Source organism: Jeotgalibacillus sp. R-1-5s-1 (genome assembly GCF_004405105.1).
In the GTDB taxonomy this organism is placed as follows: domain Bacteria; phylum Bacillota; class Bacilli; order Bacillales; family Jeotgalibacillaceae; genus Jeotgalibacillus.
On record NZ_SORW01000002.1, the window covers coordinates 294,582 to 314,930 of the forward strand.

General features: G+C 42.9%; 21 protein-coding genes. All 21 read right to left on the minus strand.

All coding sequences use genetic code 11. The features are described from left to right. Positions 1–29: 29 nt before the first annotated feature. Positions 30–1,238 carry a flagellar hook protein FlgE gene (locus E2491_RS01495; RefSeq protein WP_134371824.1) on the minus strand — a complete coding sequence of 403 codons (1,209 nt, stop codon included), beginning with the start codon at positions 1,236–1,238 and terminating at the stop codon, positions 30–32. A gap of 72 nt (positions 1,239–1,310) precedes the next feature. Beyond that, a complete protein-coding gene (locus E2491_RS01500) occupies positions 1,311–1,679 on the minus strand; it encodes a TIGR02530 family flagellar biosynthesis protein (RefSeq protein ID WP_134371826.1) in 369 nt (122 codons plus the stop codon). 13 nt (positions 1,680–1,692) lie between these two features. Further along, positions 1,693–2,325 (minus strand): flagellar hook assembly protein FlgD, encoded by a 633-nt coding sequence (gene flgD / locus E2491_RS01505; RefSeq protein ID WP_134371828.1) that lies wholly within the window; start codon positions 2,323–2,325, stop codon positions 1,693–1,695. Between the two features lie 3 nt (positions 2,326–2,328). After that, positions 2,329–3,624, minus strand: coding sequence for a flagellar hook-length control protein FliK (locus tag E2491_RS01510; protein WP_134371830.1), 1,296 nt, complete (start codon positions 3,622–3,624; stop codon positions 2,329–2,331). Between the two features lie 17 nt (positions 3,625–3,641). Then, the gene (locus tag E2491_RS01515; protein ID WP_134371832.1) at positions 3,642–4,247 is read right to left on the minus strand and encodes a MotE family protein; all 606 of its coding nucleotides are present in this window, start codon (positions 4,245–4,247) and stop codon (positions 3,642–3,644) included. 5 nt (positions 4,248–4,252) lie between these two features. Next, positions 4,253–4,699 carry a flagellar export protein FliJ gene (fliJ, locus tag E2491_RS01520; RefSeq protein WP_134371834.1) on the minus strand — a complete coding sequence of 149 codons (447 nt, stop codon included), beginning with the start codon at positions 4,697–4,699 and terminating at the stop codon, positions 4,253–4,255. Positions 4,700–4,701: 2 nt separating this feature from the next. Further along, complete coding sequence (fliI, locus tag E2491_RS01525) at positions 4,702–6,030, minus strand: flagellar protein export ATPase FliI (protein WP_134371836.1); 1,329 nt, start codon at positions 6,028–6,030, stop codon at positions 4,702–4,704. Beyond that, on the minus strand, positions 6,027–6,791 hold the full coding sequence (gene fliH / locus E2491_RS01530; RefSeq protein WP_244093855.1) for a flagellar assembly protein FliH: 765 nt from the start codon (positions 6,789–6,791) through the stop codon (positions 6,027–6,029). Before fliH ends, fliI begins: the two co-directional genes overlap by 4 nt. A gap of 1 nt (position 6,792) precedes the next feature. Further along, positions 6,793–7,806, minus strand: a complete 1,014-nt coding sequence (gene fliG, locus E2491_RS01535; RefSeq protein WP_134371839.1) for a flagellar motor switch protein FliG — start codon at positions 7,804–7,806, stop codon at positions 6,793–6,795. 11 nt (positions 7,807–7,817) lie between these two features. Beyond that, a complete protein-coding gene (fliF, locus tag E2491_RS01540) occupies positions 7,818–9,404 on the minus strand; it encodes a flagellar basal-body MS-ring/collar protein FliF (protein ID WP_134371841.1) in 1,587 nt (528 codons plus the stop codon). 36 nt (positions 9,405–9,440) lie between these two features. Next, positions 9,441–9,728: a flagellar hook-basal body complex protein FliE gene (gene fliE, locus E2491_RS01545; protein ID WP_371414444.1), complete on the minus strand. Its 288-nt coding sequence runs from the start codon at positions 9,726–9,728 to the stop codon at positions 9,441–9,443. 47 nt (positions 9,729–9,775) lie between these two features. Next, on the minus strand, positions 9,776–10,234 hold the full coding sequence (gene flgC / locus E2491_RS01550) for a flagellar basal body rod protein FlgC (RefSeq protein WP_134371845.1): 459 nt from the start codon (positions 10,232–10,234) through the stop codon (positions 9,776–9,778). Next, positions 10,234–10,629: a flagellar basal body rod protein FlgB gene (flgB, locus tag E2491_RS01555; protein WP_134371847.1), complete on the minus strand. Its 396-nt coding sequence runs from the start codon at positions 10,627–10,629 to the stop codon at positions 10,234–10,236. The genes flgC and flgB overlap by 1 nt, the downstream gene beginning before the upstream one ends. A 395-nt stretch (positions 10,630–11,024) precedes the next feature. Continuing rightward, positions 11,025–11,804 (minus strand): GTP-sensing pleiotropic transcriptional regulator CodY, encoded by a 780-nt coding sequence (gene codY / locus E2491_RS01560; protein ID WP_134371849.1) that lies wholly within the window; start codon positions 11,802–11,804, stop codon positions 11,025–11,027. A 68-nt stretch (positions 11,805–11,872) separates the two neighbouring features. Next, positions 11,873–13,282: an ATP-dependent protease ATPase subunit HslU gene (gene hslU / locus E2491_RS01565; protein WP_134371851.1), complete on the minus strand. Its 1,410-nt coding sequence runs from the start codon at positions 13,280–13,282 to the stop codon at positions 11,873–11,875. A gap of 12 nt (positions 13,283–13,294) precedes the next feature. Beyond that, positions 13,295–13,837, minus strand: coding sequence for an ATP-dependent protease subunit HslV (gene hslV / locus E2491_RS01570; RefSeq protein ID WP_134371853.1), 543 nt, complete (start codon positions 13,835–13,837; stop codon positions 13,295–13,297). A gap of 20 nt (positions 13,838–13,857) precedes the next feature. Then, positions 13,858–14,757, minus strand: coding sequence for a tyrosine recombinase XerC (gene xerC, locus E2491_RS01575; protein WP_134372260.1), 900 nt, complete (start codon positions 14,755–14,757; stop codon positions 13,858–13,860). A gap of 60 nt (positions 14,758–14,817) precedes the next feature. After that, positions 14,818–16,125 (minus strand): FADH(2)-oxidizing methylenetetrahydrofolate--tRNA-(uracil(54)-C(5))-methyltransferase TrmFO, encoded by a 1,308-nt coding sequence (trmFO, locus tag E2491_RS01580; protein WP_134371855.1) that lies wholly within the window; start codon positions 16,123–16,125, stop codon positions 14,818–14,820. Between the two features lie 74 nt (positions 16,126–16,199). Beyond that, the gene (topA, locus tag E2491_RS01585; RefSeq protein ID WP_134371857.1) at positions 16,200–18,281 is read right to left on the minus strand and encodes a type I DNA topoisomerase; all 2,082 of its coding nucleotides are present in this window, start codon (positions 18,279–18,281) and stop codon (positions 16,200–16,202) included. A 241-nt stretch (positions 18,282–18,522) separates the two neighbouring features. Then, positions 18,523–19,380, minus strand: coding sequence for a DNA-processing protein DprA (gene dprA / locus E2491_RS01590; protein ID WP_134371859.1), 858 nt, complete (start codon positions 19,378–19,380; stop codon positions 18,523–18,525). 64 nt (positions 19,381–19,444) lie between these two features. Beyond that, positions 19,445–20,347, minus strand: coding sequence for a succinate--CoA ligase subunit alpha (gene sucD / locus E2491_RS01595; RefSeq protein ID WP_134371861.1), 903 nt, complete (start codon positions 20,345–20,347; stop codon positions 19,445–19,447). Positions 20,348–20,349: the final 2 nt, after the last annotated feature.

Sequence of the window (20,349 nt, forward strand, 5' to 3'; positions counted from 1 at the left end):
AAGAAGGCACCGTCACCTCCCTCACCTGATTATCGCTTCAAGTTCACCAATTCTTCTAAAATCTGATCAGACGTTGTAATAATACGTGTATTTGCCTGGAATCCACGCTGAGCCGTAATCATTTCGGTAAATTCTTCTGAAAGATCGACGTTGGACATTTCGAGCGTACCGGAAGAAATCGTTCCACCAGCATCTTCTGACGTACCAAGGTTAGCTACTCCTGAGTTAACAGACTCCTGGAAGAGGTTATTACCTACTTTCACGAGACCAGATGGATTGTTGAAAATAGCCAAACTTAGTGTTGCAATTTCCTCTACAAGACCGTTTGAATAAACACCATTAACGACACCCGATGCACTTACCGAAAAGCTTTCAAGAACACCCTGTTGATTACCATTAGCATTCACTTGGAAAGTCACATCATTCGGATCGTTTGTCAAGTTGGCAAAATTATATGCTGCAGCAGGAAGCGCTAACGTACCACCGCCAATCGGTATAGTTGCACCTGGCGTAAAGGTCGGAACGCCCGCTGCATCAAACGTAAGTGGCATAGTCGTTGTATTGCCACCGTTGGTGAAATTGACATTCCATTGGTTTGGAGATACAGAAACCGGAGGTCCGGCAACTGTTTGTGGTGTGATATCAACTCTGATTACGTGCTCAGTTCCAACTGTATCCGTTACTTTCATCTGAGTACTAAACTCAAAATTCGGATCAGCCAGGTTACTAGGCAGGTTTCCTTGCAGCGTAACCTGTGTTGTTGTTTGAGCAGCTAAAACAGCTGAACTATTAACAAATATGTCATCAAGTTCTCCTGTACCAGTAAACTGCTGAACACGATATCCATCACCTGTTACAACCATACCAGTCTGATCAAGGTAGAAGTTCCCGCCTCTCGTATAAAGGTTTTGTCCACCAGGACCCTGAACCACGAAGAATCCGTCACCATTGATCGCTAAATCCAGTGAACGACCTGTATTTTGAAGCGATGCTTGTGTCTGAACACTGTCAATCGTTGCTGTTACAGAACCAAGTCCAACCTGAAGCGGGTTTTTACCTCCTCGGCCCTCAACAGCAGCACTGGCACCCTGGATTGTCTGGTTCATCGCTTCCTGGAATGTCACACGGCCTTTTTTGAACCCGAAAGTATTAACGTTTGCTATATTGTTACCAATTACGTCCAGCTTTGTCTGGAAGTTTTTAAGACCTGCGATACCTGAATACATTGAACGAATCATTTAATTGTTCTCCCTTCTTATGGAGGCTGCGTCAATCGGTCGGCAGCCAATAGGCCCCTTTAAAAGGTCCGCCTATTCTAAGATTATTGTTCCATCAATGTCCGTGAATATTTGGTCATGTATGTCGTGCTTTCCCATCGCCGTTACAACGGTTCGGTTCTTAATACTGACAATCAGCGCTGCATCACTCAGCAGAACGAGTGAGTCCTTTATGCCTTTTTCGCCTGCTTCATGTACTTTTTCGTTCACCCGGTTCCATTGTTCCTGAGTGAGATTAATTGACCTTGACGTCATACGTTCAGCAGCATGTTTGCTGATTTTCAATTCATTACGACTGATTTCCTGTTTAAAAGCTTCAGCAAAACCGTTACTTTTAACAGGTGGCTGTTTTTTAGCCGGTAAAACGGGCGATGGGAGCGGCTTAAATCGAATATGCTCCATCTTATTCAATCCTTTACTGGGCTATTTTGATCAGCTCATCTACGGAAATCTTCTGTTCGTCTTCAGTGAGGAGCCAGATTGCACCGTCTTTTTTGGATACAGAAACAACCTTACTTTCTTTTTCCACATCGTTATCCATCCAAGTGATCTGCTTTCCGATCAGCATGCTTGCCTGCTGGAGCGAGTCACGGTTACCGGACTGAAGTACTTCGGAAACATTCCCAGGATTAAGCTTGGTTCCATCCAGAAGTGTAAATTCAACGGATCCACCTGTGAATTTCACTACATCTATAATACCTTTACCATTGATCGCAACTTCTTTGCCGTCAACGTTTTCAAGCTTATCCCACTTTACTTCTTTACCAACAAATTCGTTGTACTGAATGAGAGACGTCTGCTCCTGCATAGATGCGAATTTTTCAAAAGAGTTTGCCATGTTTGTCATCTGTTCAAGGCTTGAAAAGTTGGCCATTTGTGATATGAATTCTTTGTCCTCCATTGGCTTCGTAGGATCCTGATTTTGAAGCTGTGCGATCAGAAGTTTTAAGAACTGATCCTTTCCCATCGCAGATTGATCTTTTGATTCAAGCTTTCTTTTTTCCAGTGAAGAGAGAAACAGACTTTCATTTATACTCGATGGATTCACTCATTACACCTCAATATTTAAGAATATGTCATGGAAGGACTGACCTTCCTCTGTTTCATTTGCTTCCTGCTGCTGTTCATCGTGCTGTTTTTGAGATTGTCCAGACTGGTCTGAAGGCTGTTTTTCCTGCTTCATTTCACCTGTTGGCATCTGCTGAATCTCAATTTTCTCAACCTGAAGGTTTTGATTTACAAAGGACTGTTTTAGCTGTGACAGCTGGGAATCAATCATTTCCTTCGCAACAGCCGTTGACGCCATAATTCTTGCAGTCATTATCCCGTTTCGCTGAATCAATTCGATTTTCAAAGTACCGAGATGTTCAGGCTGTAATCTGATCATCAGTTTTTCTGTACCGTTTATTTTGCCGAATTGAGACCGTTTCATAATGTTCTGGAATTGCTGCATGAGTTGTTGAGCCTGATCCGGCTGCCTTTGCTGTATAGGCAGGCTCCATTTTACAGGTCCTGACTGAAGTTGCAGTGATTGAATACTGATCGCTGTAGCTTCTGTCTTCACCATCTCAGTTGACCCATTTTGTAAAGCAGCTCTTTCAATGCTTTCAGAAAAAATCATCGGCTTGAATGCTGATTTTTCTGTAGTTAATGCAGTTTTTAAGATCGTTTGAACCTGTTCGAGTACATTTTCAACATTTTGTACAGACAATGTTTTGTTATCAATTCGCATTGCTTTAGAGTCGCTGAGCAGGAGACCTTTCATCATCAAAACCATTTTCAACAAATCGTTTTGACCCTTCGTTGAGGTTTTCGCCAGATCCTGGGCTGGATTTAAAGATGCATGACTCTTTAGTTCCAAAAGAGCCAATTCCATCACATTTATTGATCGCTTTTCAGGATTGGATTCTTCCTCACCGGCTAATACCTTGGAAAGGACGACGGCCATGATGTCAGCAGGAGTTAATCCTTCAAGTTCTGACATATTTATGGTTTCAGACAGACTGTCCAGTAATCCAAGATCCACACTTGCTGCCATAAACAATTCTTCAATATTCATCTCAGCAAGCTCTTCTTTAGAAAATTCGGAAAAAAGCTGCTGTATCATCGGGTCGATTTCTTCAACACTTTTCATAAAATCCTTCAAATCATCTGTATCAAGAATCCCGGCAAGCTCCTGCAGCACCTGGTTTCCATCATTCTCTACAACACCTGTAAGGAGACTACCGGATTGCTGTCCAGCTGAAGAAAGGAGTGCACCAAAACTGCTTCCGGACTGCTGTTTATCATTTACAGATCCAAGTTTGTTCACTTGCTGAACTGGTTGTATGGCAATTTGTCCGATCACGTTTGTTTCACCTCCCTTCACGGTGTCCGATTGGCAATTAATTCTGTATATCTTGCCGCTTCCTCGGATGGCATTTCGGCAAAGATTTCTGCCAGCTTTTCAGATGACAGTCCCGATAAAATACGAATGGCATTTTCATCATTCAGATTCATAATGACCGGCGCTGCTTCCTTGCCATCCATTTCGTCATAGACAGCAACGACTTCAGAAAACTCTTTTCTTGCAGACTCACCTGCACTCTCCATAGACTCGATTTCTGCAAGCAAGCGCTCCTGTTCTTCGATTAATAGGTCGTTTTCATCTTCGAGTGAGATTATTTCCTGTTCGAATCTTGCCAGTTCGACATCCTTTTCTTCGAGTTGCGCTTCAAGACTGACAATCTGCTGTGCCTGGTTTTCAGGTCCGGTAATCTCAGCGGGATCTTCGCTTTCACCGGTGAAAGGTATGTCGATCCCAGCTTCTTCTATCTTCTCAAAAACATTAATATCTAAAATAGTTAATACAATGAGTGCGGCAAAAGTTAAAAACAGGATCGGGACAAAAATCAACAGGAAAAATACCTGCAACTTCCCGGGTGATCTGGTCTCTTCTGCCTCTTCCTTTATCGACTGCTGTTTATTCATTTGCTTCACCTGTTTCTGCGGTTCATAAATTGAACGATCGACAGCTCATTCATCTGTTCACGTTCAGCTGATTCAGCGAGTTGTATATGTTGTTTTAAATCCCGCTCTTTAATTTTTTCATATTTACGAACCTCTATATTCCGTTCCATCAGCCTGTGTTCATGCCGCTGCATATTGCTTCTCGCTTCAATGACAAGTTTTTGCTGATACGAGATGCTTTTCTCGATATTTGATAAGAAATGCTGACCGTGGCGTAATGATATGACAGATATCCCACTTTTCATTTCATCAGCCTGTGCAGCTTCCATCAGCTCTTTTTTTCTTAACAGGTCATACAGCTTCTGTGCAATTTTCTCAAATGAAGCGACGGCATCCCGGTACCGGTCTTCCGCTTCTTTCTGTTCTCTTTCCTTAACGGTCAGAACACGTTCGAAACGATATTGATAAGCCATTGTTACCACTCACCTTTTTCCGAGAGATGAACAAGCTGTCTGACACTATCTGAAAGAGGAATCTTTTCGTCAAATGCTTGTTTTAACAGTCTTTTAATCTGGGGCTGATATTGGATCGCCTGATCAATGTCCTTTGAAGATCCTTTTTTGTAAGCACCTATGTTGATTAAATCCTCCGCCTGTTCATATGTGCTCATCAGCTCTCTGAGTTTTTCAGCTGAGCGCCTGTGCTCCGGTTCAGCCAGGTGATTCATAAGACGGCTGACGCTTTTGAGCACGTTAATCGCGGGATAGTGCCCCTTATTTGCAATGGAACGATCGAGCACAATGTGTCCGTCAAGAATTCCCCGTACCGTATCCGCAATTGGCTCATTCATGTCATCACCATCCACAAGCACGGTATAAAATGCGGTAATGCTGCCATTCATGTTGGTTCCGGTTCTTTCCAAAAGTTTTGGCAGAAGAGCAAAAACGGAAGGCGTATAGCCTTTTGTTGCCGGTGGTTCCCCAACAGCAAGTCCTATTTCTCTTTGCGCCATCGCAACACGGGTAACAGAATCCATCATTAACATGACATTGAGGCCCTTATCCCTGAAATATTCAGCAATCGCCGTTGCAGTGAAAGCACCTTTAATTCTCATTAATGCAGGCTGGTCTGATGTGGCAGCAATGATAATACTGCGTTTTGCGCCTTCCGGACCGAGGTCACGTTCAATAAATTCCCTGACCTCTCTTCCGCGCTCACCGATTAAGGCAATCACATTTAGATCTGCTTCCGTATTTCTCGCAATCATCCCAAGAAGCGTACTTTTTCCAACACCGCTTCCTGCAAAAATGCCGATTCTCTGGCCTTTTCCGACGGTAAGCATTCCATCAATTGCCCTGACCCCAACCTCCATCACTTCATCAATTGGCGGTCTTGTCAGTGGATTGGGGGGATCCTGTTCAGTCGGTACTGCTTTCATTCCGGCAGGGAGCGTGCTGTTATCAATTGGATGACCTAGGGAATCTACAATCTTGCCGATCAGTGCTTCACCAACTTTAATCTCTAACGGACGGCCGCTCGCCTCCACGATACTTCCAGGTGCAATATCCTGGACGTGAGTAAAAGGCATTAATACAACCATTTCATCTTTAAATCCGACTACCTCTGCTTTAATCTGGATCGTTCGTTTTTTCGAACTGGAGTGAACGTGTATGTAACATACCTCGCCTATAGAGCTTTCCGGCCCCTGTGACTCAATCATCAGTCCGACTACCCGTTTCACTTTTCCATAATGTCTGACTGTTTTAATGGATGGAATGTATTGAATCAATTCTGCTGCTTTCATTTTCCACTCCCAAGTACTTCGGCTAATCCCGCTTTCAATTCAGTGAGCTGTGTATCAATACTGATATCGATTCTGCCCTGACTGCTTTCTATAAAACATTGAAAAGGCTCGAGTTCTTCTTCCGGATAAATGTAAAGTTTGACGTCCACCGGAAAGATGGAAAGTAGCTCTTCTCTTTCCTGCTGTAAAAAGGTAAATTGCTGAATTGCCGTGTAGATTTTGATTTCTCTCATCTCACGCGCTTCTTTAATCCCCTTTTTTACGATTGGAAGAAAAGCTGCCGGGTCATCTTCCAGCTTCACTGACATGATCTTTTCAGATGCTTTGATGGCAAGTTCCAGAATAACGAATTCATTTTCCTCGAGCTGTTTATGAAGAGTATCCTTTGAAGAAGAAACAATTTCCTTGGCTTCTTCCAAAAGGTGCGTCAAATCGTCGTACCCTTTATTCCGGCCTTCTTCATACCCCTGAGCGAATGCCTCTTCATATGCGTTCTTCTGAAGCTGCTGTTTTTCTTCTTCCCAATTGTTTTTATGCTGTTCGATCTGGTCCATCGTCTGCTGATATGTCAGTTGTGCCTCTTCAAGAGCTTCCTGGGCTTTCATTTTGGCATCATGCAGCAATTGTCTTGATTCCCTCTTTGCCTGTTCGACAGTCCAGGAAAGGGTCTGATCTGAATGTTCCTCAGGCTGTGTGATTGATTTGAATGGTATTGCAACCCCTTCTGAATGGTTACTGCCAACAAACCCGGATTTTATCACTCTAGACAATGACATCATCTCCTCCACCACGAGCAACAATAATCTCGCCGGCTTCCTCCAGTCGTCTGATTACAGCAACAATTCTCGACTGTGCCTCTTCCACATCACGCAAACGCACAGGTCCCATATAATCCATTTCTTCTTTAAAATTCTCAGCCATACGCTGGGACATATTTTTAAATAAGATTTCCTTTACATCATCAGTGGAAACCTTCATGGAAAGAAGCAGATCCTCATTTTCGCAATCACGAATTACACGCTGTATGGATCTTCCATCAAGCGTAACAATATCCTCGAAAACAAACATACGTTTCTTAATTTCCTCTGCCAGTTCAGGATCCTGAATTTCAAGAGAATCAAGAATTGTTTTCTCAGTTGCACGATCAACCCCGTTAAGCACTTCGACAACGGATTCAATTCCACCCGTTTCAGTGTGGTCCTGCTGAACCGTGGATGACAGCTTGCGTTCAAGCACTGATTCAATTTCACTGATGACCTCAGGACTTGTGCTGTCCATCACCGCTATACGTTTCGCAATATCAGCCTGCACATCCTGCGGCATACTGGAAAGGATCTGACCAGCCTGCTGAGGGTTCAGGTACGAAAGGATTAGAGCAATCGTTTGCGGATGCTCATTTTGAATAAAGTTAAAGATCTGCAGCGGGTCTGCTCTCTTTGCAAAATCAAAAGGTCTTACCTGCAAAGAGGAAGTTAGCCGGTTAATGACGGCATTTGCCTGATCAGCACCGAGGGCTTTTTCAAGCACGGACTTCGCATACCCGATTCCTCCCTGCGAGATATAATCCTGAGCAAGTGCGATATTATGAAACTCCTCAAGCACTTCATCCTTCACATCTGAATCCACTTTTTTGACACCGGAAATTTCAAGTGTCAGTCTCTCAATTTCCTCTTCATCCAGGTGCTTATAAACAGAAGAGGCAACATCCGGGCCAAGGGAGATCAGCAATATTGCTGCTTTTTGTTTCCCTGTTAATTCTTTTTCTTTTTTAGCCAATGTTCCCACTCCTATTCATCTGCAATCCAGGACCTTAACAGCTTTGCAAAGTCTTCAGGTTTCTCTTTTGCCATTTTTTCCAGCTGCTTACGTTTAAGTGTCCCTTCTGTTTCCTTCTCATCATTAACATCTGGAACATCAAACGTCTCTTCCTGCTCTATAAAGATTTCTTCCTCTTCCTGAGCTCTTCTTCTTGAACGTACAATGAAGAATATTAAACCGATAATAATGAGTAATAGTACGCACCCTGCGACATATACCCACCATGGGATAACTGATCCAGGCTGCTGACCTTCGAAGTCAGCCCGGCCGTTAAATGTCTGTGCTGATACAAGTACTTTTTCATCAAGCTCTGCTTCAGTCAATTCAGCTGCGAAATCATTATCAATCGATGTGCGGATAATCGTTTGCAGCATGGTTTCAATATCATTGATACTTTCCTGAGGCAATGAAGCTGGATCTTCAGGATTTGGCGGCTCAACGAGAACCTGTAATCCAATATCACGTATTCTGTATGGGCTTTCGACAATATTACGGCGAATCCGGTTTACTTCGTTATTGATTGTTTCTTCTTCACGCTCGTAATCTCCCTGTCCCTGTCCATTTTCGACAAAACCGGTCAGATTGTCAGCAGGATCTTCTCCTTCCGGAACACCACCAACAGGGTTTGTTCCTTCGAAAGTTTCTGAAATCCGCTGTGAGCTGATTTCAATTCCTGACATTGTTTCTTCATCAACCGGAAGCACTTCATTCACTTCGCGGGTCTCCTGGTCAAAATCGACATCCGTCGTGACAGATACAACCACTTTGTCCTGACCCATCAGTGTTCCAAGCATACGCTGAACTTCCCTCTGCAGGTCGCGTTCAATCGTTTTCTTAATCTCCATCTGATTCGTCATATTGACTCCGGCCATATTACCTTGAGCCTGAAGATCAAAATACTCAAAAAACTGATTCGTAATGACGATATTTTCAACAGGAAGGTTTTGCACGCTTTTTGAAACAAGGCGGTACAAAGCATCAACTTGTGTTTCATTAAATTGATATCCAGGCTGTGTATTCAATACAACGGAAGCAGAAGCCTGCTCCTGACTGTCATTTAAAAACACGCCCTGTTCGGGAATTGAAAGCATGACTTCCGCTCCCTGAACACCATCAATCCCCTTAAGGAGGTTGGCAATTTCAGTCTGCATAGCATCAATATGCATCACACTGAATTCATTGTCTGTCATACCGAATCCGGCATTATCACTGAAAAATGAATAATCGATCTGACCGGAATCAGGGATCCCCTCGGCAGCCAGTTCTACCATTAACGTTTCAGCCATCGCTTCAGGAACCAGAATCCCGGTTCCACCTTCAACGATTTCCGACTGAATGCCACGTCCATCAAGCGTTTCTTTTATCACACCTGTTTCTGACGGCGTTAAATTGCTGTATAAAGGAACCATGGTTGTTCTAGTTGAAAAAAATGCTACTGCAATAAGCAGAATGATGAGCAGCCCCGCAATACCACCGATCAAAAGCCATTGATTTTTTGACCGGTTGCTTGCGAATGTTTTAATTTTTGCACTATATTGCTGAAATCTCTCGTTCATGACAATCCTCCGGTCTATCTATTAAATACAACGCCGTTAAACTGGCATTCTCATTATTTCCTGATACGCTTCTACTGCCTTATTCCGCATTTCCATTGTCAGATTAAGAGAAACAGAAGCTTTCTGGGAGGCGATCATGACATCATGCAATTCAACATTTTCCCCATTAATCATTCGTTGCGTCATCTTGTCACTTTGCAGCTGTGCATCATTAACACTGTTAATTGAATCTTTCAGCATTTGAGCGAAATTCTGCTGTGCATTATATGGAGAAGTTTTTGTTGAAAGTTGAGATGAGGACGGACTTAAACCTTCCAATCCCATCGAATGTATATTTTGTATGGACATTTTTCAGTTCCCTTCTCTAAAAATTATGATCTGCCGATTTGGAGTGCCTGCATCATCATTGATTTATTCGCATTAAACACTGTTACATTTCCTTCGTATGAACGTGTTGCCGACATTAAATCCACCATTTCACGTAGAGGATCGACATTTGGCAGTTCAACGTAACCTTCATCATTTGCATCCGGGTGTTCCGGATCATAAAGTAATTCACCTGGCGTTTCATTATCCTCAATAATTCTGGAAACGGTCACACCTTCTCCCGGATTCGCTTTTCGATTCATTGCAACGTTTAAAAAGGATGAAAACTGTTCACCCTGAGGCTTTAATACAACAGATTTTCTTTTATACGGCTGCCACTCACCGTTTTCAAAAGTAGCCCGGGTCGTATCGACATTCGCCATGTTGGATGAAATGACATCCATCCTAAGTCGTTGGGTTGTTAATGCAGAAGCTGTCGTATTCATGGAGTGAAACATCGACATTATTGCGCTCCTCCTTTAATTACACTGTTCAGAGATCCAAACTTTCCGCCAATCCGCTCGATCAGTGAGTTGTAATATATCTGATTTGTGGCTAGATCCGCCATTTCTTTATCCATATCTACACCATTCCCATTTTCCCTTACACTGTATGGTCTTTGACTAACCGAGACTGATTGCCCTCCGACAGATAAATCAAAATGCCTTGGATCCGTCTTATGTATTGTCTCAGATGACATTTGTATTTCACTTTGTAACATTTTCTGAAAACTTACATCTTTCGACTTATAACCTGGTGTATCAACGTTCGCGACATTATTCGCAATGACTTTTTGCTTAACTGCTGAATATTGAAGACCCTGTTCTAACTGTTGAATTGTTCCAGCAAATAAATTCACACAAACACCTCATTTCTCTTAATATCAATGTTTTGTCGAATTATCAGACTATATAAAAAATCACTTATACATCATTTTAATGGTATGACCAGTTATAGTCTATAGATTCTTCCAAAAGTTTTATAGTCATAAAGTATTGTTTTATAAAACAACTACTTTATTACTATTTTTTCTAATATCACATTTCTTTCTCTAATTCTATCTGCATTTCATTGTTTTTTCGACGTTTTACAATGACTTTTCGACATAATTGAAACGTCTGCGTAATCTTTTTTCCAGAAATGACCTTACCATGAATTAGGACTTTAATCTACCTTAGACACAAAAATTTTATAAAAATTTACGCAAAAAAAAGCCAAAGGCGCATTTCGCCTTTGGCTTTTTTTGTTGAATATTTAGTTTTTCTTAAGGTTTTCCAGTTCAAGAAGGAATTTATTGTTCAGGACTTTGATATACGTACCTTTCATTCCGAGGGAACGTGATTCAATCACACCGGCACTCTCCAGCTTACGGAGTGCATTTACGATGACTGAACGGGTAATTCCCACACGGTCAGCGATTTTTGAAGCGACGAGTAACCCTTCATTCCCATCAAGTTCTTCAAAAATATGCTCGATTGCCTCAAGCTCACTGTATGACAGTGAACTGATCGCCATCTGAACAACTGCTTTGCTTCTTGCTTCCTCTTCGATTTCGTCAGCCTTCTCACGAAGAATTTCCATTCCTACAACCGTTGCACCATATTCACCAAGAATCAGATCATCATCTTCAAACGCCTGCTCTACACGTGCAAGGATTAACGTTCCAAGACGGTCTCCGCCTCCGATGATCGGAACCATTGTTGTCAGACCATTTTGGAAAAGATCACGGTTTTCAACCGGGAAAGCCGTATATTCACTGTCAATACCAAGGTTTGGTGACGTTTCTGTAATGTTGAACAGATTTTTAGTATACTGCTCCGGGAACTGGCGATCTTCGAGCATCTGTTTCATACGCTCATTTTCGATCTGCTGGTTTACAGCAAAGCCGAGCAGCTTTCCTCTTCTGCTTACGATAAATACATTTGATTCAATGACTCCGCTTAGTGTTTCAGCCATTTCCTTAAAATTAACCGGTTTTCCGGCTGACTGTTGAAGCATTGAGTTAATTTGTCTTGTTTTCCCTAGTAAATTCATTCCTGAATTCCTCCTACGATCATATCTCATTTATATTATCTTTCCCTAAAGCTGATTTCCCAAAACCTCTATAAAATAAACTCACTTAAGTCACGATTTTTCGCAATCGCACCGAGTTTTTCATCCACATAAGCAGGCGTAATGGAGATTGTTCCAAGCTGAATGTCAGAGGCTTCAAAAGAAAGATCCTCAAGCAGCTTTTCCATAATCGTGTGTAGCCTTCTTGCACCGATATTATCTGTTTCCTGGTTAACTGTATAGGCAATTTCAGCAAGTCTTCTGATTGCATCCTCTGTAAAGTCAACCTGAATGCCTTCTGTTTCCAAAAGTGCTTTATACTGCTTAATAAGCGCATGATCAGGTTCAACCATTATTCGGACAAAATCCTCAACCGTCAGTTTCTGAAGTTCAACACGGATCGGAAAACGCCCCTGAAGCTCAGGAATGAGATCCGAAGGCTTCGACATGTGAAAGGCTCCGGCCGCAACAAAAAGAACGTGATCTGTTTTTACAGGGCCGTACTTCGTGTTAACGGTAGATCCCTCAACAATCGGAAGAATATCCCGCTGCACCCCTTCTCTGGATACATCCGCTGAACCGGAACCGCTTGATTTAGATGCGATCTTATCGATTTCATCAATAAAAATAATCCCCATCTGTTCTGCACGATAAAGAGCAGCCTGCGCTACTTCATCCATATCAATTAGTTTAACTGCTTCATCATGCGTCAGGACTTTCCTTGCCTCTTTTACAGTCAGCTTGCGCTTTTTCTTTTTCTTAGGCATCAGATTGCTTAAGGCATCCTGAAAATTCATGCCCATCTGCTCCATACCGGACCCCTGCAGCATATCATACATGGAAGCAGATTGCTGTTCATCCACTTCAACTGTGATAATGCGTTCTTCAAGCTGTCCGTTTTTAAGCTTATCAGCTATTTCACGGCGCTTATCCTTTAGTGCAGACTCATCGTCCTGCTGATCCTGTGCGTCATTCTGATTCTGATCTGAATTTCCAAACATCATTTCAAATGGATTTTTAAAGTTCTGAGTCTTTTTGGCAGAAGGAACGAGCAATTTGACAATCCGCTTGTTTGCGTTTTCTTCTGCTTTTTCCTGAACGGATTGCATTTTTTCTTCTTTCACGATGCGTACAGAGGTTTCCATCAGGTCTCTGACCATGGATTCAACATCCCGGCCGACGTAACCGACTTCTGTAAACTTGGTAGCCTCGACTTTTACGAAAGGAGCCCCGACAAGTTTTGCAATCCTCCTGGCGATTTCCGTTTTACCTACGCCGGTTGGTCCCATCATTAAAATATTTTTGGGGATGACTTCATTTCTCAGTGACTCATCGAGCAGATTTCGACGGTAACGGTTTCGGAGCGCTACAGCAACAGCCCGCTTGGCATCCCGCTGTCCAACAATGTATTGATCCAGCTTTTCGACAATTTGTTTTGGTGTCAGTTCTACTGTACTCACTGCCTCTCCCCCTTACAGTTCTTCAACAATGATATTGTTATTTGTATAGACGCAAATATCCGCTGCGATATGTAAAGAAGCGTCTGCAATCTCTTTAGCGCTCATATGGTCACCTGCATGTTTTTTCAATGCACGTCCTGCTGACATGGCATAGTTCCCACCTGAACCGATCGCAAGAATCCCATCATCCGGTTCAATCACTTCACCGGTTCCTGAAACGAGCAGCAGTCCGTCTTTATCCATCACAATCAGCATCGCCTCAAGTCTCCGAAGCACTTTATCACTCCGCCACTGCTTGGCAACTTCTACAGCTGCGCGCTGGAGGTTTCCGTTATACTCCTGAAGCTTACCTTCAAACATTTCAAAAAGTGTAAAAGCATCTGCCACTGACCCTGCAAATCCGGCAATGACCTGACCGTTAAACAGCTTTCTAACCTTCCGTGCAGTATGTTTCATAACCACTGCATTTCCCATGGTTACCTGTCCGTCACCCGCCATGGCAGATCGGCCATTGTGATGGATCCCGAAAATAGTAGTCGCGTGGAACTGATCCATTTCCTTTTCCCCCTTCATTTTCATGCTCGTGGATGAAAAGATTGATAAGTCTTTCTTAAATGTTCTTTCGTCACATGTGTGTATAACTGTGTAGAAGATAAATGCGCGTGACCAAGCAATTCCTGTACCGTTCGCAAATCAGCACCGCTGTTCAGCATATGAGTGGCAAATGTATGCCGGATCATATGAGGGTGAATTGAACTTGTCATCGATGTCTGGTCAACGAGCTTTGTCAAAATGTATCTCACACCTCTTGCGGTGAGTGGACTGCCCTTCTGGTTAACAAATAAAAAGGGATGCTCTTCCGTTTTCAACAATTTCCCCCTGGCCATATCCAGATAGGTTCTGATCGCCTCTTCAGCAAATTGTCCAAATGGCACATAGCGTTCTTTACGGCCCTTTCCTTTTACTAAAAGTGTTCCCATCGACAAGTCCAGATCTTTCAATTGAATGGCAGTACATTCACTGACCCGGATCCCTGTCGCATACAACAGCTCAAGTAATGCCTTATTTCGGATGGATAAGGCGTCTTCACCGTTACACACAGAAAAAAGCTGCTCCATTTCATTTTCATAAAAAAAATGAGGCAGCCTGCCTTCCTTTTTCGGATGAAGAACGTATGTCATGGGATTAACCTGAAATATACTTTCACGTTTTAAATATTGAAAAAAACTTTTCAAGCTTGAGATTTTTCTGGATACAGTAGACCTGGCATAGCCGGCGTTGTGCAGGCTGACCAGATATCCACGGGTCAACAGATCATCAATCTCTTCTATTAAGTATGTTCCTTCTGACTGAAGAAACTGAAAAAAATGATCCAGATCATGAACATAATGTTCAATCGTTAACGATGAATAGTTTTTCTCTGTCTGTAAATAGTCAATAAAAGAATGCTTTGCATCGTCAAACCTTGGAATCATCATATCACCTCACAAAAGCCTCTAAATCTTATCATGATTTAGAGGCTTTTGCAATTAATTTTACACTTTTTTCACAAAGTTCTGAATTGTTCCGATTGCACGTTCAGCATGCTTTTCCGCGCGTTCTTTTTTGTTCTTGATTTTTTCACCAAGGTCTGGAAACAGGCCGAAATTGGCATTCATCGGCTGGAAGTTTTTCGTGTCAGCCTGTGTGATATAACGGGCCATGCTTCCGATCGCTGTTTCAGACGGGAACAATAACGGTTCCTCTCCCTTTACAAGACGGGCCGCATTGATCCCTGCCACCAGTCCGCTTGCTGCAGATTCAACATATCCTTCGACACCTGTCATCTGCCCTGCAAAGAACAGATCCTCACGCTCTTTTAACTGATAAGTTGATTTCAGGACACTCGGTGAATTGATGAATGTATTACGGTGCATGACTCCGTAACGTACGATTTCAGCATTCTCAAGACCCGGGATCAGTCTGATCACTTCTTTTTGAGGTCCCCATTTTAAATGTGTCTGGAAACCGACAATATTGTATAGCGTTCCTGCTGCGTCATCCTGACGTAACTGGACAACAGCATGTGGACGCTTCCCTGTCTTTGGATCTTCCAAGCCAACCGGTTTCATCGGCCCGAATAATAGCGTTTTACGCCCGCGTTCTGCCATAACTTCGACCGGCATACAGCCTTCGAAGTATATTTCCTTTTCGAATTCTTTTAAAGGTACAACCTCTGCTTCAATGAGTGCATCGTAGAAACGGTTGAATTCCTCCTCTGTCATCGGGCAATTTAAATAAGCCGCTTCACCTTTATCATATCTTGATTTCAAGTAAACTTTGTCCATATCAATGCTGTCTTTTTCAATGATTGGAGCTGCTGCATCATAAAAATATAAATATTCTTCCCCTGTCAGTTCCTTCAGGCTGGCTGCAAGTCCCTCTGTCGTAAGCGGTCCTGTTGCGATAATAGTCGGACCTTCCGGAATCTCTGTGATCTCTTCAGAGTAAACCGTTACGTTCGGGTGATTTTTTACTTTTTCCGTTACATGACCGGCAAATTCATGACGATCAACAGCCAGCGCTCCTCCTGCCGGCACTGAACTTGCATCAGCTGCTGAGATGATAATGGAATTCAGGTGACGCATTTCTTCTTTCAATACACCTACAGCATTTGTCAGCGTGTTTGCCCGCAGTGAGTTACTGCAAACAAGCTCAGCAAATTTATCTGTATGATGGGCCGGCGTCTGTCTGACCGGTCTCATCTCATACAGGTTCACTTTAATACCGCGTTCAGCCAGCTGCCATGCCGCTTCACTTCCCGCGAGTCCTGCTCCTACTACTGTTACCGTTTGCTCTGTCATGTTTATTTCCTCCTATTTGGAAACAGCCGGGTAAACAAGAAAGAGCCTGACGGAGAAACCGTCAGGACACTTTTTTATACCTGCTGTTCTTCTTTATAGTCACAATTTGGACATTGAATCTGATTGCCCTTTTTCAATTTCTTCTCTATAAGAGTTTCATTACATTTTGGACATTGTCTGTCCACAGGCTTATCCCACGATAGATATTCACACTCAGGGTAGCGGTCACAGCCAAAGAAGATACGGTTTTTCTTACTCTTACGTTCAATGACGTTACCTTCTTTACATTTTGGACACTTTACACCTATTTCTTTTACAATCGGCTTTGTATTCCGGCAGTCAGGGAAGTTACTGCAAGCCATAAACCTTCCGTAACGGCCCATTTTGATGACCATCGGGTTGCCGCATTCCTCACAGTCTTCTCCTGCATATTCATCCTTGATTTCAACTTTTTCCATTTCCTGCTCGGCTTTTTCAAGGTGAACCTCAAAGTCCTTATAAAATTCATCGATGATCTTAATCCATTGTATCTGACCTTCTTCCACATCATCAAGGTCTTTCTCCATTTTTGCAGTGAATTCCACATCAATGATTTCCGGGAAGAATTCCACGATGAGATCCAATACTATCTCACCCAGTTCTGTCGGGACAAAACGTTTGTTGTCCAATGAAACATATCCTCTTTTTTGAATAGTGTCAAGCGTTGGCGCATAGGTTGAAGGACGTCCTATTCCAAGCTCTTCAAGTGTTTTAACTAAACGGGCCTCGGTATAACGTGGAGGTGGCTGAGTAAAGTGCTGCTTCGGTTCAATCTCATCAGATAAAACCGTTTCGCCTTCCTTCAGATCAGGAAGGAAATTTTCTTTTTCCTCAGCCTGATCATCGCTTCCTTCTATATATACCTTCATAAAACCCGGGAATTTTACTTTTGATCCGCTGGCTCTGAATTGAACATCACCATTCAGCAGGTCTACACTCATGGTGTCCATTACGGCAGGTGCCATCTGGCTGGCGACAAAACGCTCATAAATCAGTTTATAAAGACGATACTGGTCCCGCGACAAGTATTGTTTCACATCACCAGGTGTTCTCAGTGCACTCGTTGGTCGGATCGCTTCGTGGGCATCCTGAGCATTGTTTTTCTTTTTTGCCGTCTTCGGCTGTTCTGAAGCGAGAAACTCTTTTCCGTATTGTTCTTCAATAATACCTGATGCTTCCTGTTTAGCGACTTCAGAAATACGGGTGGAGTCTGTTCTCATATAAGTGATCAGACCAACCGTACCTTCTTTCTTGCTCAGTTCAATCCCTTCATACAACTGCTGGGCAAGCATCATTGTTTTTCTCGCCCTGAAGTTCAACTTTCTTGCAGCTTCCTGCTGAAGTGACGATGTAATAAATGATGGTGCAGGATTTCGTTTACGCTCTTTTTTCGTCACGCTGTTAACGGTAAACTTTTTACCCTTCATTTTAGCGAGAACCGCTTTTACATCCTCTTCACTGGAGAGCTTTTCTTTTTTACCGTTCAAGCCGTAAAAAGAAGCCTGAAAATCCTTTGTGCCTTTTTTAAGCTGACCATCAATCGTCCAGTATTCTTCAGGCTGGAAGTTTTTAATTTCGTTTTCACGGTCGATAATAAGGCGCACAGCTACCGATTGAACGCGTCCGGCGCTCAGTCCTTTTTTAACTTTTTTCCAAAGAATCGGACTGATGTTATACCCTACAAGGCGGTCGAGGATCCGTCGAGCCTGCTGTGCATCAACACGGTCCATATCGATCTTTCTCGGATGTTTAAATGATTCCTTTATTGCTTCTTTTGTAATTTCGTTAAACACGACACGGCATTCTGAATCAAGATCAAGATCGAGGCTGTGTGCGAGATGCCACGCAATTGCTTCCCCTTCTCTATCGGGGTCGGCCGCGAGAAAGACGCGTTTCGCTTTTTTGGCTGCTGTCTTTAATTCTTTTAAAACAGGACCTTTACCACGAATGGTAATATACTTCGGTTCATACTCATGTGTAACATCCACACCCATCTGACTTTTCGGAAGGTCCCGTACATGTCCCATTGATGCTTTAACTTTATATTTCTTACCTAAATACCGCTCAATTGTTTTAGCTTTGGCGGGTGATTCTACAATTACTAAAAAATCTGCCATTAATAATCCTCCCTGGAGGTTCACGTAACGAATTTGTTATGTGTACTATATGAGTTCGTTTTTCACTTTGTCAATGTTTTTTACTTTAAAATGCCCAATAATCCTTAAATGACCGGTTTTGTTAGCGGTTACACATCATTTTTATGAGTCGAATTCCTTCTTATGTGATTTTTCCGGTCTGAGACACAATGTAAACTATATTTTTTTAAAATGCAACTCTTTTTATCATATTAATGGAAAATTAAAACCATTCTTCAAAGATATCAGCGGCAGATACGACCGGTTTAGCACCGGATTTTATGAGGAAATTCGTGCCTGCTGAAAGGGGATGAAAGACAGAACCCGGTAGTGCAAAAATGTCTCTTCCCTCCTCCAACGCCCGATCAACCGTAATCATGGATCCGCTCTTCAGCGCTGCCTGCGTCACAAATATGCCTTTTGATAAACCTGCAATAATCCGGTTTCTCATTGGGAAGTGGTGTCGTGCAGGCTTCTGGTAAGGCGGGTACTCTGATAAAATCAGCTGATCCTGCTCCATTTTTTTATAAAGCGCTTCGTTTGAAGACGGATATTGATGTGAAAACCCGCTTCCCATTACGCCGATTGTTTTTCCGCTTAACGCTGCCACATGAGCCGCTCCATCTGCCCCTGCGGCCAAACCGCTTACAATACAGATCCCCTTAGACAGCAGTTCCGGAATGATTTGCCGCAACGCTCTGGCGGAGTATTCGTCGGCTTTTCTTGCTCCTACAACGCCGAGCATAGCCGGCGATGACAAATGTCCGGAATCCCCTTTTACGTAAAGTAACGCAGGTGCATCATAGATTTCTCTCAGCTGATTTGGGTAAATCTCATCATAGATGGTGATAAAGGAGGCATGGCAGGAGGATAAATGGTTGAGGATATCTTGTGGTGAATGCTTTTGAGTGTATTGATGCAGATTTTCAATCTGCTGAGCCGTAAATTGAATCTCAGCCGGGGGACGTAACGGGTGATCAAAAAGGGGGTCTGAACGGAGCCATTTTAAGAGCTGCTGATTACTGAAAATTTGACTGTAGTGAATGTACACTACATTTTCATAAAAGGATTTCGGATACATACGCTTCTCCTTCCGTATTCAAAATAAATAAATAGAGCTGACCGTGCCAGCTCTATTTACCTTATTAATGAGTCTTACATTTATCGTAAAGACCTTTTTCTTTTAATACTTTAATGAGTGTTTCACCCATTACTGAAGGCGTTTCAGCAACGGCAATTCCGCATTCGTTCATGACGCGGATTTTTTCTTCAGCAGTACCTTTACCGCCTGAAATAATCGCACCAGCGTGACCCATACGCTTTCCTGGAGGCGCAGTTGCACCACCGATGAAGCCAACAACCGGTTTTGTCATATTTGCTTTTACCCACTCAGCCGCTTCTTCTTCAGCTGTTCCGCCGATTTCACCGATCATGATAACAGCTTCTGTTTCAGGGTCGTTGTTAAACGCCTCAAGTACGTCGATAAAGTTCGTTCCGTTTACAGGATCTCCACCAATACCCACTGCTGTAGATTGACCGATTCCTTCCTGTGAAAGCTGGTGAACCGCCTCATACGTAAGTGTTCCTGAACGGGAAACGACACCTACATGGCCTTTTGTATGAATGTAGCCTGGCATAATACCGATTTTACACTCATCCGGTGTGATGACACCAGGACAGTTAGGACCAACCAGACGTGTCTTTTTGCCTTCCATGAAACGCTTTACTTTAATCATGTCATTTACCGGAATGTGCTCTGTAATACAGATCGCCATATCAAGCTCTGCATCTACACACTCTAAAATAGCGTCTGCTGCAAATGGTGCCGGAACGTAAATAACGGATACGTTTGCTCCTGTTGCTTTAACCGCTTCTTCCACAGTATTAAATACCGGTACGCCTTCCGCTTCAGTGCCACCTTTACCAGGTGTTACACCTGCTACGATCTGCGTGCCGTACTCAAGCATCTGCTTCGTATGGAATAAGGCTGTAGAGCCCGTGATTCCCTGAACTAGAACTTTTGTATTCTTATCAATAAAAACACTCATTT

Excerpts from the sequence above, each read along its gene's own strand:
- E2491_RS01495 (WP_134371824.1), bottom strand. The coding sequence starts at position 1,238 with ATGATTCGTTCAATGTATTCAGGTATCGCAGGTCTTAAAAACTTCCAG.
- E2491_RS01500 (WP_134371826.1), bottom strand. The coding sequence starts at position 1,679 with ATGGAGCATATTCGATTTAAGCCGCTCCCATCGCCCGTTTTACCGGCT.
- E2491_RS01515 (WP_134371832.1), bottom strand. The coding sequence starts at position 4,247 with ATGAATAAACAGCAGTCGATAAAGGAAGAGGCAGAAGAGACCAGATCA.
- fliJ (WP_134371834.1), bottom strand. The coding sequence starts at position 4,699 with ATGGCTTATCAATATCGTTTCGAACGTGTTCTGACCGTTAAGGAAAGA.
- fliI (WP_134371836.1), bottom strand. The coding sequence starts at position 6,030 with ATGAAAGCAGCAGAATTGATTCAATACATTCCATCCATTAAAACAGTC.
- fliF (WP_134371841.1), bottom strand. The coding sequence starts at position 9,404 with ATGAACGAGAGATTTCAGCAATATAGTGCAAAAATTAAAACATTCGCA.
- fliE (WP_371414444.1), bottom strand. The coding sequence starts at position 9,728 with ATGGGATTGGAAGGTTTAAGTCCGTCCTCATCTCAACTTTCAACAAAA.
- flgC (WP_134371845.1), bottom strand. The coding sequence starts at position 10,234 with ATGTCGATGTTTCACTCCATGAATACGACAGCTTCTGCATTAACAACC.
- codY (WP_134371849.1), bottom strand. The coding sequence starts at position 11,804 with ATGAATTTACTAGGGAAAACAAGACAAATTAACTCAATGCTTCAACAG.
- hslV (WP_134371853.1), bottom strand. The coding sequence starts at position 13,837 with ATGGATCAGTTCCACGCGACTACTATTTTCGGGATCCATCACAATGGC.
- xerC (WP_134372260.1), bottom strand. The coding sequence starts at position 14,757 with ATGATTCCAAGGTTTGACGATGCAAAGCATTCTTTTATTGACTATTTA.
- trmFO (WP_134371855.1), bottom strand. The coding sequence starts at position 16,125 with ATGACAGAGCAAACGGTAACAGTAGTAGGAGCAGGACTCGCGGGAAGT.
- topA (WP_134371857.1), bottom strand. The coding sequence starts at position 18,281 with ATGGCAGATTTTTTAGTAATTGTAGAATCACCCGCCAAAGCTAAAACA.
- dprA (WP_134371859.1), bottom strand. The coding sequence starts at position 19,380 with ATGTATCCGAAATCCTTTTATGAAAATGTAGTGTACATTCACTACAGT.
- sucD (WP_134371861.1), bottom strand. The coding sequence starts at position 20,347 with ATGAGTGTTTTTATTGATAAGAATACAAAAGTTCTAGTTCAGGGAATC.